Annotated in this window: 13 protein-coding genes; 10 read left to right on the forward strand and 3 right to left on the reverse strand. The window is 67.9% G+C overall.

Annotated features, from left to right (window positions below; genetic code table 11):
* Positions 1–66 precede the first annotated feature (66 nt).
* The 3 genes from NA12_RS32285 (at position 67) to NA12_RS32295 (ending at position 2,434) form a co-directional block, all read left to right on the forward strand.
* Positions 67–816, forward strand: a complete 750-nt coding sequence (locus NA12_RS32285; protein ID WP_067460417.1) for a LamB/YcsF family protein — start codon at positions 67–69, stop codon at positions 814–816.
* Between the two features lie 15 nt (positions 817–831).
* Positions 832–1,506, forward strand: coding sequence for a 5-oxoprolinase subunit B family protein (locus tag NA12_RS32290; RefSeq protein ID WP_067460420.1), 675 nt, complete (start codon positions 832–834; stop codon positions 1,504–1,506).
* 70 nt (positions 1,507–1,576) lie between these two features.
* Complete coding sequence (locus NA12_RS32295; RefSeq protein WP_067460423.1) at positions 1,577–2,434, forward strand: 5-oxoprolinase subunit C family protein; 858 nt, start codon at positions 1,577–1,579, stop codon at positions 2,432–2,434.
* Position 2,435: 1 nt separating this feature from the next.
* Here the strand turns inward: NA12_RS32295 and NA12_RS32300 are convergent, their stop codons facing one another.
* Positions 2,436–3,965 carry a glycoside hydrolase family 183 protein gene (locus tag NA12_RS32300; protein ID WP_084473354.1) on the reverse strand — a complete coding sequence of 510 codons (1,530 nt, stop codon included), beginning with the start codon at positions 3,963–3,965 and terminating at the stop codon, positions 2,436–2,438.
* A 92-nt stretch (positions 3,966–4,057) separates the two neighbouring features.
* Here NA12_RS32300 and NA12_RS32305 point away from each other — a divergent pair, with 92 nt between their 5' ends.
* The gene (locus NA12_RS32305; protein WP_067460426.1) at positions 4,058–4,285 is read left to right on the forward strand and encodes a hypothetical protein; all 228 of its coding nucleotides are present in this window, start codon (positions 4,058–4,060) and stop codon (positions 4,283–4,285) included.
* Here NA12_RS32305 and NA12_RS32310 read toward each other — a convergent pair.
* Positions 4,254–5,567, reverse strand: a complete 1,314-nt coding sequence (locus tag NA12_RS32310; protein ID WP_067460429.1) for an MFS transporter — start codon at positions 5,565–5,567, stop codon at positions 4,254–4,256. The two genes, NA12_RS32305 and NA12_RS32310, sit on opposite strands and share 32 nt — an antisense overlap.
* Positions 5,568–5,709: 142 nt before the next feature.
* Here NA12_RS32310 and NA12_RS32315 point away from each other — a divergent pair, with 142 nt between their 5' ends.
* Positions 5,710–6,429, forward strand: coding sequence for a pirin family protein (locus tag NA12_RS32315; RefSeq protein ID WP_067460432.1), 720 nt, complete (start codon positions 5,710–5,712; stop codon positions 6,427–6,429).
* Between the two features lie 3 nt (positions 6,430–6,432).
* Here the strand turns inward: NA12_RS32315 and NA12_RS32320 are convergent, their stop codons facing one another.
* Positions 6,433–6,963 carry a hypothetical protein gene (locus tag NA12_RS32320; RefSeq protein ID WP_067460435.1) on the reverse strand — a complete coding sequence of 177 codons (531 nt, stop codon included), beginning with the start codon at positions 6,961–6,963 and terminating at the stop codon, positions 6,433–6,435.
* Between the two features lie 222 nt (positions 6,964–7,185).
* On the opposite strand from NA12_RS32320, the gene NA12_RS32325 reads away from it, so the two are divergent.
* From NA12_RS32325 to NA12_RS32345, 5 genes are all read left to right on the forward strand, one after another.
* Positions 7,186–8,040, forward strand: coding sequence for a helix-turn-helix domain-containing protein (locus NA12_RS32325; RefSeq protein ID WP_067460438.1), 855 nt, complete (start codon positions 7,186–7,188; stop codon positions 8,038–8,040).
* A 10-nt stretch (positions 8,041–8,050) separates the two neighbouring features.
* Complete coding sequence (locus NA12_RS32330; protein ID WP_067460443.1) at positions 8,051–8,416, forward strand: DUF397 domain-containing protein; 366 nt, start codon at positions 8,051–8,053, stop codon at positions 8,414–8,416.
* 160 nt (positions 8,417–8,576) lie between these two features.
* Positions 8,577–10,592, forward strand: a complete 2,016-nt coding sequence (locus NA12_RS32335; RefSeq protein ID WP_067460446.1) for a M13 family metallopeptidase — start codon at positions 8,577–8,579, stop codon at positions 10,590–10,592.
* Between the two features lie 72 nt (positions 10,593–10,664).
* Positions 10,665–11,417 (forward strand): MBL fold metallo-hydrolase, encoded by a 753-nt coding sequence (locus tag NA12_RS32340; RefSeq protein ID WP_067460451.1) that lies wholly within the window; start codon positions 10,665–10,667, stop codon positions 11,415–11,417.
* A 106-nt stretch (positions 11,418–11,523) separates the two neighbouring features.
* The gene (locus tag NA12_RS32345; protein ID WP_067460454.1) at positions 11,524–12,705 is read left to right on the forward strand and encodes a Fic family protein; all 1,182 of its coding nucleotides are present in this window, start codon (positions 11,524–11,526) and stop codon (positions 12,703–12,705) included.
* Positions 12,706–12,932 lie beyond the last annotated feature (227 nt).

A 12,932-nucleotide genomic window follows, 5' to 3' on the forward strand; every position in this document is an offset into this window, starting at 1 on the left:
CGTTCACGCTCGAATTCCCGGGGTACATTCGGCGACGAGTGACCCGCGAAGACCGGAGGGCATCGCATGCCGCTGGACCTGAACAGTGATCTGGGCGAGGGTTTCGGCCCGTGGCGGATGGGCGACGATGCCGCCATGCTCGACATCGTGACCAGCGCGAACATCGCGTGTGGTTTCCACGCAGGCGACCCGACCATCATGCGCCGCACCTGCGAACTCGCGGTGGCCAAGGGCGTGCGGATCGGCGCGCACGTCGGCTATCGCGATCTGGTCGGGTTCGGTCGTCGCGATATCGCCATCGCCCCTGCCGATTTGCGCGACGAGGTGCTCTATCAAATCGGCGCGCTCGCGGCTTTCGCGCGGGCCGCGGGCGATCGGGTGCGCTACGTGAAACCGCACGGCGCCCTCTATCACGCGGCAGCGCGCGATCGTCTGCTCGCCGAAGCGCTGGTCGCCGCGGTGGCGGAGGCCGAACCGGGTCTGGCGTTGCTCGGTCCGATGGGCACCGAATTGGAACGGGCCGCCGAGCGGGTGCGTTTCGTCGGTGAGGGTTTCGCCGACCGGGCCTACACTGCAACAGGTTCGCTGGCCCCGCGTGGAGTTGCCGGGGCGGTGCTGTCGCCCGACGACGCCGTAGCCCAGGCGACAACTCTTGCGCTGTCGGGGACCGCGCGTACCGTAGACGGTCCCGGTACGGTCGCCGTGTCCGTGGCCAGTGTGTGCGTCCACGGCGACTCCCCGGCGGCCGTCGAGATGGCCCGCCGGATTCGGGGGGCGCTCGACGAAGCCGGGATACCGGTGGAGCCGTTCAGCTGAGGGGCGGGAGGCACGATGGACATCGATTGGAACGCGCGGATCCGACCCGCGGGTGATCGCGCCGTGCTCATCACCCTCGACGACCCACGCCCGGTGCAGCGCTTGGCCTCGGCGCTGCGGGTGCACGCGATCGCCGGTGTCGAGGATGTGCTGCCCGCGGCGGAAACGGTGCTGGTCACCATGCATTCGGTGAGCTATGGCGTGCAGGTCCGCCGCGAACTCGTCGCGCTGCTCGACCGGCTCGATCACGAGCTACCGCAGGCGGATTCGCCGGATGTTTCCCGTGGAACAACCCCGGATGCCGAGCCGGTCGTCGAGATCCCCGTCCATTACGACGGCGCGGACCTGCCGGAGGTCGCTCGGCTGCTCGACCTGTCGATTCCGGAGGTGATCGCGGCGCACACCGGCATCGTCTGGCGGTGTGCGTTCGTCGGTTTCGCGCCCGGTTTCGGTTACCTCACCTCGCCCGACGGCAGGCTCACGGTGCCGCGCCGCGTCCATGCCCGCACGGCTATTCCGGCGGGCTCGGTGGCGCTCGCGGGCGGATATTCGGCGGTCTACCCGCGTGGGACGCCGGGCGGGTGGCAGTTGATCGGCACCACCGATCTGCGAATGTGGGCGGTGGACCGCGATCCACCCGCGTTGGTGCGGGCGGGTTCGGCGATCAGGTTCGTCGCTTCCGAGGAATAGCCGTCTCGGCGGATAATCACAGGGCTGCTCAACGACGCGCCGCCTCGACAGCGAATCGGGGAGAGATCGGATGCTGATCTTCATCGAGCGGGTGGGGCCGCTCGCGACGGTGCAGGACCTGGGAAGACAGGGCTGGTTCGATTCCGGCGTCGGCCAGGCGGGCGCGGCCGACCGCGGCTCACTGCGGTTGGCGAACCGGTTGGTCGGCAATCCGGAGGACTTCGCCGCGATCGAAGTGCTGCTCGGTGGTCTCGTGCTGCGTGCCGACGGTCACCTCACCGTCGCGGTCACCGGCGCGCCCGCCCCCGCCACGGTCGATGGAACCCCGGTCGGGCACGCGAGTGTGCTCGAACTCGACGAGGGCCAGGTGTTGCGCCTCGGCCTCACGAACACCGGTCTGCGCAGCTACGTGGCGGTGCGCGGCGGCATCGATGTGGTCAAGGTGCTGGGTTCGCGCAGCCGCGACACGTTGTCGGGCATCGGTCCAGACCCGCTGGCGGCAGGCACACAGTTGCCGGTCGGTCCCCCGCCGCGCACCCTCCCGATCGTGGAATTCGCACCGGTCGCGTTGCCGCCCGGCGTGCTCACGGTGCGGGCGTGTCCGGGTCCACGCGCCGACTGGTTCGCCGATCCCGATCAGCTGTTCCGCGGTTCCTGGCTCGTGTCCGCCGACACCGACCGGGTCGGCGCCCGGCTCGATCGCGCCGACGGACCGCCGCTGGTGCGGTCGATAGATCGCGAATTGCCCTCCGAGGGTGTGGCGCTGGGCTCGGTGCAGGTGCCGCCGAGCGGTCAGCCGGTCGTCTTCCTGGCCGATCATCCGATCACGGGCGGTTATCCGGTGATCGCCGTCGTGCTCGACGCCGATGTCGACCGCGTCGCGCAGGCTCGCCCCGGCGACAAGCTGCTGTTCGTACCGGCGCGCTGACTCAGCGCGGTGGATTCAGCCGCGCGTGCATGAGGTACACGTTGTAGCTGTCCCATGCCGACATCGTGAAGTACAGGTCCTGCGCGGTCGACCAGGGGTGGATGAAACCGCCGTAGGCCTTCGGATACATCTCGGTCGACACCAGCGGCACCGTCGACGTCCAGGCGCCCTGTGGCTGGCTCGCGGTCCGCAACACGATCTGACCCGCGGCCGAGTCGAGGTAGACCATCTGCCACTGCTTGCTCTCCGCGTCGAACCGCACCGACAGCTCGCTGGCCGTGCCGGCCACGAGCGGTGTCGCTGAATTCTGCGCCGCGGGCGCCCAATTGCCGTCCACCCAGTACTGGTAGGCCGTCTTGTTGAGCACGTCGGCCTTGCGCACCCTGGCCAGGCCGATCATCCCGACCCGGCCGTTGGGCGTGCCGAACATGTACACGTAGTCGCCGTGCGGCACCATCGCCGCCACCTGGAATCGCCCGAGTCCGAACAGGTTCTCCCAGCGGGCGTGCTGGTCTTTGGTCCAGGTCTGGCCGCCGTCGTCGGAGTAGGCGAGTCCGCCGTAGTTCGTCAGCCACATGCCGGGGACCTTCGACCAGTGGTTCACCGACATGTAGCTCATGAACTGCCGTTTCCCGAGCGCGAATCCCGAGGTCGGGATCGTGGTGGTCTCCCAGTTCTTGATCTTGCGGCTGCCGAGCAGTTCGGCGGCATGGCAGGCGCTGTCCTGCACCATCGTGTCGATGGTGATTCCGTCGCTGAGGTCGGTGTCGGTGCTGTAGGCCAGCACGTTCGACCGCCAGTCGGCTGCGTCCGAGCCCGCGCCACCGTAGGCCCAGCCCTCACCGAAGGTGTCACCGAAAACCATGGCCACCCTGCCCGGTTCGGTTTCCCAGAACAGCCCGAGGTCGGTGCCGTCGACCTGCCAGCGCATATCGGTCCGGTTGGTCGAGCCGTGTCCGGTGACCTGGTCGACGAGTCGAACGGACTCCACCCGCGCGGGCAGCACCGGCGCCCCGAGCGGGCCGCGCTCGATCGGCCGGACCACCGGCTCCGGCGCCTCCTGGGCCGGTTCGCCTTCGCCGCCGGGCACCGGGATCGGAATCGGCTCGATCTCCGGGTTGATCCGGATCCGCGGCAACGCCACCGCGGAGCCGGTCGAGGTGGACTCGTCTGTACTTTCACTTTCCTGCTCGGGTTCCGGCGTGTCACGGACCTCGGGGCAGGGGTTTCGGCAGGGATCGGCGGGCAGCGGCACCTGCGCGACACGGGTGTTGTCGTGCGGCGGGTCGGGAATCGGCACCGGCGTCAGCTGCGGCACCCAGATCGGGATATCGATGCTCGGGGGCAGGACCGGAGCAGGCGGCGCGGCCGGGTCCGGCAGCCGGTTCACCGGGTCGAATCCTGTTTCGCCGCAGATGTTCACCGGCGGCGGCAGCCAGGGCAGCGGGCCCGCCTGCGCGGGGACGGCGAGGATGGCGGACAGCGCAACGCCCACGGTGGCGGTTGCGTGTGAGACCGGTCGTGCGCGCATCTGGCTCCCTCGAATCGGCGGCGGCGAGGAACACCTGTGATCTTGTGCGAACTTACCGGAACCGATCGCTGTTGCCGTGCGTCCAAGCAGATGTGAACGAAATCGAGTACGTCTTCGGCATCGGCGACGCGGTCGTGCACCCTTGGTCGAGTAACGAACTGGCCGACACCGGCGACACGCTCTGGATCGACTACGACACCGGCGTCGACTACGACGCCTTCCTCCCCGATATCCCGCTGGCCACCGCCGATCATCGGACCGTGCTCGCCCAGGAACCCGCCGGCGAGGTCAGCAGTCCACCCTGGCTCGACGGGAATTGAGCGCGATGGCCACGATGCCGAGGGCGTACACCCCGGCGCCGACCAGCACCACCGCGATCGAACGTCCGTCGGCCGGGATCACCAGCGCGGCCACCGCGATCGCCGAGACGAAGCAGACGTTGAAAACCGTGTCCTGCAGGGCGAATACCTGCCCGCGCTGATCGTCGTCGATATCGATCTGCATGCTCGCGTCGCCGGTCAGCTTGATCGTCTGACCGGCGAGGCCGAGCCCGAACGCGCCGGCCAACAGCAGCCGGTGGGCGTTGTCGACGGCGGGCCCGGTCGCCAGGGCGATCGGCGTCACGAGCGTGAGTTGCACGATCACCGCCGTCGCGAGCCCGAGCAGGACGGTGCGCGGCCTGCCGAGGCGCGGGATCAGGATCGGCGCGGCGATCGCGGCCAGCAGCATGCCCGCCGCCGCGAAGCCGATCGCGACCCCGAAGCCGACCAGTCCACCGCTCATCTCGGCGTCGCCGGTGGGCTGACGCAACACCAGCACCATGATCAGCGTGTTCATCCCGAAGACGACGCGGTGCGCGCCGATGCCGATCATCGCCGTCGTCACCTGGACCGAGTGCCACACCGCGCGCGCACCGGTGCGCAGACCGGTCGCGATGGCGTGCACGGTGCTCTCGGTCCCGGCCGAGCCGCGGTCGGGCCCGAGCACGTGCGATCCGAACCCGTAGGCCAGTACCGCGCCGACCACCGAGCCGATTCCGCTCAACGCCACCGCGATCGCCGAGGCCGCGTCACCGGCACCGATCAGCGCGATCACCGCCACCGACGCCGCGGCGCCGACGCCGGCGCACACCGAAGCCACCGTCGCCAGCACCGAGTTCATCGGCACCAGCCACCGCAGTTCGAGCACGCGCGGCAGCGCCGCCGACACACCGGCCAGCACGAACCGGCTGATCCCCACCGTCGCGAGAGCCAGCACCAGCAGCGGCGTCTCCCCCACGCCGACGAACAACCCGATCGCGGCCACCCCGATCAGCACCGCGCGCGCCGCACTCGCCGCCAGCAGGACATTGCGCCGATCCCAGCGGTCCAGCAGCGCGCCCGCGTACGGCCCGAGCACCGAATAGGGCAGCAGCAGCACGGCGAAACCGGCGGCGATGGCGAGCGGATCGGTCTCGCGTTCCGGATTGAACAGGATCGCGCCCGACAGAGCAGCCTGGAACATCCCGTCACCGAACTGCGCGGCCAGCCTGAGCAGGGCCAGGCGGGGCATCCTGGGGTTGTGCCGGACCACCGCGCGGGTGTCGTGCAGGAGATGTCTCATCGAGATCGGCTGCTCATCCGCCGTATTCGAGCCGTCAGGGGGATGAGTCGACACGTCATGACCATAGTGGTGCCAGAATTGAAGGGTGACGCCCACATCGACGACACCGCCGCGGATCGAACTACACCGCGGTGGCGACCGGATGAAGACGCGGATCCCGTGGCTCGACTCCAAGCATTCGTTCTCGTTCGGCGAGCACTACGACCCCGACAACACCCATCACGGGCTGCTGCTGGTGAACAACGAGGACGTGGTGCTGCCCGGCGAGGGCTTCGACACCCATCCGCATCGGGACATGGAAATCGTCACCTGGGTGCTCGGCGGCAGTCTCGTGCATCAGGATTCGCTCGGCCACAACGGTGTCATCTACCCGGGCCTGGCCCAGCGTATGAGCGCGGGCACCGGCATCATGCACTCGGAGAAGAACGATTCGTGGCGCCTGGACGGCAAGTCCCACGACGAGCCAGTGCACTTCGTGCAGATGTGGGTGGTCCCGGATGAGCCGGGCGTCGATCCCGGTTACCAGCAACTCGAGATCGACGACGAACTCGCGCGCGGCGATCTGGTGACGGTGGCCTCGGGCCTACCCCGCTATCGCGACCGCACCGCCATCGCGATCAATTCCTCGCACGCGGCCATGCACGTGGCCAGGATGACCGCCGACAGTCCCGCCATCACCCTTCCTGATGCCCCGTACCTGCATGTTTTCGTCGCGAGCGGCGAGGTCGACGTCGAGGGTCTCGGCACGCTGTCGCAGGGCGACGCGATCCGGCTGACCCGCTCCGGCGGGCAGTCGATCCGTCCGCACGGCGACGCCGAGGTGCTCGTCTGGGAGATGCACGCGCGCCTCGGCGGCGGGTGAGATTCAGGCCGAACCCGGCTGCTGGGTCAAGGTCGCGGACTTGGCATTCGTTCTGGTAGCGGCGACGATCTGCGCGAATTCGGGTCGGAAATCGCCGTCGGGCGGCTGCATCCAGGTCCGGTATCCGCTGCGTTCGTCGGCCGGCGAGGGCAGCACCACATCGCTGCCGGGCAGGGCCACCGAGGCGCACACCCGGAACAGCTCGGCGAACAGCACGGTGTCGAGGTAGGAGTTATCGACCGGTCCGGTGAGGAAGGTCCAGCGACCGGAGCGTGGGTGGGCGATGATCGGCCCGCACTGCATGCCTCGCGTGATGAGCAGCCCGCGGACTCGTTCGCCCAGCGCCGATGGCATCACCACCGCGCCGACCGCGCCTACCTCGAGGACGATCCGTCCCAGTGCGGCGTCGACGACGCCGTAGAGACCATGGTCCTTGCGGTATCGGCGGCAGCGCGCAAGAGCATCTTGGGTGGCCGAGTATTCCTCGGCCACCGTGAAGCCGCCTTTGTCCTCATCAGTGTGCAACGTGCTCATCACGACCTCGTCTCTGTCGACGGTGATTCGGATGTAGCTGGGATTTTGCTAACTCGGGGAGGATCTCGGTGCGCGGTGGAGTATCACTACCGGGTAACGCGGGAAACTTTTTCATAACGGCAGGAAGAGAGCGAAAAAGTTTGCTTCGCACAGCCTATAGCCGCACAACCGCGCTGACAATAGTCAGTAGCTAGTGTGTCGATGGGCGTACGATATGGGCCCATGGCTCCCGTTTCGCCGACCGTCGCGCGGTGGGAACTCGTCCTGCGTCTGCGCGAACTCCGCGAGCAGCGCGGATTCGATTCGGCCGGGTTCGCCCGCCGTGTGGGGTTCACGCCCGCGAACTGGTCGCACGTCGAGAAGGGCAGGCGGGTGCTCACCCGCACCACTATCGAGCCGGTCCTCGACGTCCTCGATGTCGCGCCCGATGAACGGCGCGAACTGCTCGCCCTGCTCGAAGCGAGTAAGGAGCGGGGCTGGTGGACCACGGCCCCCTCGGCGCTGATCGGTTCGGAGTTGCAGCGGCTGTACGGGATGGAGGCGGGCGCGCAGAGTATCCGCAGCTACGACAGCATGATCGTGCCGGGTCTCTTGCAGACCGAGGCGTACGCACGGGCGCTGATCAGCGCCGACGTGATGATCCGTCCGGTACAAGTAGACCAATTAGTCGCAATACGACTGCGTCGCCAGCAGCGCTTGCGCGGCGCCGATCCGCTGGAACTCACGGCGGTGCTGGGTGAGGCGACTCTGCGTCAGCAGACCGGCGGTGGCGAGGTGCTGCGTGAGCAGCTGCGGCACCTGGTCACGCTGGTTCGCGATCTCGACACCGTCGATGTGCGCGTCATCCCGTTCAGTGCGCCAGAGGGGGCGGTGCTCGGCGGTTCCAGCTTCCATTTGCTCGACTTCGCAAGCGATCAGTTACCTACTTTCGCCTGGGCTGAGAGCGCGGTGTTCGGCGGCCATGTCGACGACGCCGAACAGGTCCGCGATCTCGGCTTCGCCTACGTGCGCGCCCGCGAGCAATCCCTTTCCCGCACCGAATCTCTCGCCCTGATCAGGGAGTATGTGAGCGTGTAAGATTCGGGGTATGTCCACCACCGCTCGTCGCCACCCGGCCGAACACGGCTGGTTCTCCTCGTCGCACTCCAATAACGGCAACCAATGTGTCGAGGTTCGCTTCGTGGAAAGCGCCGTCCAGATACGAGACAGCAAATTCCACCGCGACTCGCACAACGCCGGCCTGGACGAGCCCATCATCACCGTCGCCGCCCCCGTGTGGACAGCCTTCCTCCACCGCCTGCTCGCCGGCCACCCCCACCCGGCCCTGGTGGTCCACACCTCCCCCGACGGCTCGACCACCCTCCGCCACGAAGCCGTCCACCTGCACTTCACCGCCGAAGAGTGGAACGCCTTCGTAGCCGGCGTCCGAGACGAAGAGTTCGCCTGCGTCTAGGCGGCAGTCCTCGATAGCCGTTGACGTCATTCACCACGTGTGTCCGCCAGGGCGCTCAGGATGGAATCGCGGTCGGCGCCCGGACCCGAATCGCCATGACGCTACCGGTAGCGCTGCCACTCGCAGCCTCATCCGTCGATGTTTCGGCATACTGGAGCGCGTGACTTCGGATCTGAGCAGCCCCTCCGGTATCGATCTGTCCTTCCGCGATCAGGATGTGCGGGTGCAGGACGATCTGTTCGCGCACGTCAACGGGCAGTGGTTGGCCGGGTACGAGATTCCGCCCGACCGGGCCGTCGACGGTGCGTTTCGCACGTTGTACGACCAGGCCGAGCTGGATGTGCAGGCGATCATCACCGACAGCGCGTCCGGTGCGGCCGATGACGCCGATGCCCGCAAGATCGGGGATCTGTTCTCGAGCTTCATGGCCACCGATGTGGTCGCGGCGGCGGGGTTCACGCCGGTCGTCGAGGAATTGCGCGCGATCGCCGAGGTCAGCGATCCGAGCGCGTTCGCCGCGCTGCTCGGGCGCCTGCAGCGCACGGGAGTCCGTGGCGCGCTCGCCTACTACGTGGACACCGACGACAAGGACTCCACCCGCTATCTCGTGCACGCGACCCAGTCGGGCATCGGGCTGCCCGACGAGTCCTACTACCGCTCAGAGGAGTTCGCGCCGATCCGCGCCGCCTACCTCGCGCACATCACCAACACGTTCACCATCGCCGCAGCCGACGCGGCCCTGGAAGGTCTGCTCCCCGCCGACCCGGCCGACGCCGCCCACCGCGTCTTCGAGCTGGAACGCGCACTCGCCGCGGGTCATTGGGATGTCGTACGGCGTCGCGATGCCGAAAAGAGCTACAACCTCACCACTTTCGCCGACCTGGTCGCCGAGAATCCGGAATTCGACTGGGCCGCTTGGGTAGCCGGCATCGCCTCGGGTCTCGATCGCGACGGCGAGGACCTGTTCGCCGAGCTGGTCGTCCGCCAGCCCGATTACCTGCGCACCTTCGCCACCGCGTGGGCGCAAGTGCCGCAGGCGGATTGGCAGGCGTGGGCGGCGTGGCAGGTGCTGCACGCGCGCGCCGGGTTCCTCACCGACGAGGCCGCCGAGGAGTACTTCGACTTCTACGGCCGCACCCTCACCGGCGCCGAGGAGAACCGCGAGCGCTGGAAGCGCGGGGTGTCGCTGGTGCAGGAGCTGCTCGGCGAGGCTGTCGGCAAACTGTATGTGGCCCGGCACTTTCCGCCGCAGGCCAAGGCCCGCATGGTGGAGTTGGTGGCCAACCTCCAGGAGGCCTACCGCCGCAATATCGCCGACCTCGAGTGGATGGGCCCCGACACCCGCGCGGCCGCGCTGACCAAGCTGGAGAAGTTCACCCCCAAGATCGGCTACCCCGACACCTGGCGCGACTACTCCGCGGTCGAGATCGACGCGAGCGACCTCGTCGGCAACTACCGCCGTGGACACGCCGCCGACCACGATCGCGACCTGGGCAAACTGGGTGGCGAGGTCGATCGCGGCGAATGGTTCATGACCCCGCAGACCGTGAACGCCTACTACAACCCCGGCATGAACGAGATCGTGTTCCCCGCGGCGATCCTGCAGCCGCCGTTCTTCGACATGAACGCCGACGACGCTGCCAACTACGGCGGGATCGGTGCCGTGATCGGCCACGAGATCGGACACGGTTTCGACGACCAGGGCGCGAAGTACGACGGCGACGGCAACATGCAGGACTGGTGGACCGACGAGGACCGCGCCGAGTTCGGCAAGCGCACCAAGGCCCTGATCGACCAGTACAACGTGCTCTCCCCCGCCGATCTCGCCGACGAGCACACCGTGAACGGCGAATTCACCATCGGTGAGAACATCGGCGACCTCGGCGGCCTGTCCATCGCCCTCGCCGCCTACAAGATCTCACTCGGCGGCGAACAGCCCCCGGTGATCGACGGCCTCACCGGCCTCCAGCGTGTCTTCTACGGCTGGGCACAGGTCTGGCGCACGAAGGCCCGCCCCGAGGAGGCCATCCGTCGCCTCGCCGTTGACCCGCACTCCCCGCCGGAATTCCGCTGCAACGCGGTGATCCGCAATATCGACAGCTTCTACGAAGCCTTCGAGGTGACCCCCGAGGACAAGTTGTTCCTCGAGCCGAAGCAGCGCGTGACAATCTGGTGATGCGACTCGGCCCTGCCGGTGGCCTGCCCCCGGCGGGGCCGAAATCCATTGCTCCAGAGAGGGACGTTCCGCATGCGCCATCAGCAGGTAGCCGACAATGTCTTCACCATCGCGGGCACCCATGTGAACATGGTGCTGCTCCGCGACGGCCGTGACCTGACGCTCATCGACGCGGGCTGGCGCGGTGACGTCGCCACTATCGAGAAGTCGATCAGAGCGCTGGGCCACCGGCCCGAGGACATCAAGGCGATCCTGCTGACCCACGCCCACCTGGACCATGTCGGCGCACTGAATCACCTGCATCGCCACTATGGGATCCCGGCCTTCACCAGCGAAACCGAAGTCGCGCATGCCCGTGGCGAGGTCCACGAATCCGCCACTCCGCTCGACGTGATCAAGCGTCTCACCGACCTCGACACGATCGGCTGGGCGGCCCGCATCACCGCCGCCGGCGGCCTTCGCCAGAACCCGGTCCCCCACATTCAGCCGTTCCCCGTCGATGGCGCCCTGGATTTCCCCGGCAACCCGATCCCGATCCCCTCCCCCGGCCACACCTCCGGGCACAGCGCCTTCTACGTGCCGAACGTCGGTGCGGTCGCCACCGGCGACACATTGGTTACCTCCCACCCCACCTCGAAAATCCAAGGCCCCCAGGTGCTTCCCGACTTCTTCAACCACTCGACCCCGGCAACCTTGGCGGCCCTCGACGCCCTCGAATCACTCGCCGCGGATCTGGTTCTTCCCGGTCATGGCGAACCCTTCGCCGAGGGCATCGGGCAGGCCGTTCAGCGAGCCAGGGCGCACGCGGCAACCGATCTCACCTGATGACGTAAGCAGCGACTAGTCAGCTCGCTAGTGTCGTTCTCTCCGACAAACGCGAGTAGCTCGCGAATTAGTGGCGTTTTTGATAGCGAAAGTATCGTTGAAGCACATGAGTTGGCCGGCTCACCGCACAGAGCAGCGCCCCTGGACGGCGCAAAACGGGCGCGGAACGCGCGTCGGCGTCGTGCCGGAGCAGGTCGCGGTGTCGATCCCTGCGCGCATCGCCGAACTCGATTTCGCCGCCAAACGAACGATCTCGGCCAGCGAGGCGGCCTTGATCGCGGTGACGCATCTCGAAGCCGGCCAGGGCCAGTATTCGCCGCCGCTGCGCGAGTTCCTGCTGCGCGGCGAGGCCGTCGCGTCCTCGCGAATCGAGCACATCGACGCGGGCTGGCGAGCATTCAGCAAAGCCTTCGGCGGCGCGGCCTCGCGGCCGGAGGCGCAGTCTCAGGTCTGCGCGGTGCGAGCACTGGCGGGCCTGGTGGAGACGGCGGCGACCGGCAGGATCACCGAGGCGAGCCTGCTCAGCGCGCACCGCGTGCTGATCGCCCCGGAGTGGGAGAAGGCGGGGCGCTATCGCACGGTCCAAACCTGGATCGGCGGAAGTGATTACACGCCGCTGAACGCACTGTACGTACCGCCGCCGCCCGAACTCGTGCCCGAGTTGATGGCCGACCTGTTGGCCTTCGTCGCGCGCGGCGATGTGCCGATCCTCGTCCAGGCCGCGATCGCGCACGCCCAGTTCGTGTCGATCCACCCCTTCGTCAGCGGCAACGGCCGGATCGGCCGCGCCCTGGTGAGCGCCGTGCTGCGCCGCCGCGGTCTCACCGACAGGGTCACCGTTCCCCTGTCATCGGTGATGCTGGCCGACACCTCGCGCTACTTCGCCCAACTGGCCGCCTACCGCGCGGGCGCCGCCGAGGAATTCGTCCTCTACCTCACGCTCGCGGCGGTGTACGCCAGCGAGGGCGCGATCGACTCGGCCCGCACCCTCACCACCCTCCCGAGGCAATGGCGAGACCGCGCCCGCCCCCGCGCCGCTTCCGCCGACGAGGCCCTCCTGGCGAACCTGCTCGACCACCCGATCCTCACCATCGCCGGCGCGAACGCCCTCACGACCACCACCGACTCGGCCACCTACCGAGCCCTCGAACGCCTCGTCGAGGCGGGCATCCTCGAGGTCGTCTCCGACTCCAAACGAAACCGCATCTGGGCCGCCACCGACATCCTCGCCGAACTCGACGCCCTCAACGCCGCGATCGGCCGCCGCACCACAGCGGGCCTGTCCTAGCGTGCTCAACGATTGATCGATGATCGCGGGAACCGCATATTTCGCGGAAGTCGCTGGCCAGAAAGGGAACTCGATAGTTGCTACGCTGCGCGGGAGTGTGTAGCGTCACACGAACAAGAACGGCCGCCCGGCGAGCTACCAACTCACCGAACGGCCTGGGTACGAAACAGTCAACAGCTGTTCGCACCGTAGGGTGAAATCCTACATGCAACGGCTCGGCGCTCCCT

Source organism: Nocardia alba NBRC 108234 (assembly GCF_001612665.1).
GTDB classification, from domain to species: Bacteria; Actinomycetota; Actinomycetes; order Mycobacteriales; family Mycobacteriaceae; genus Nocardia; species Nocardia alba.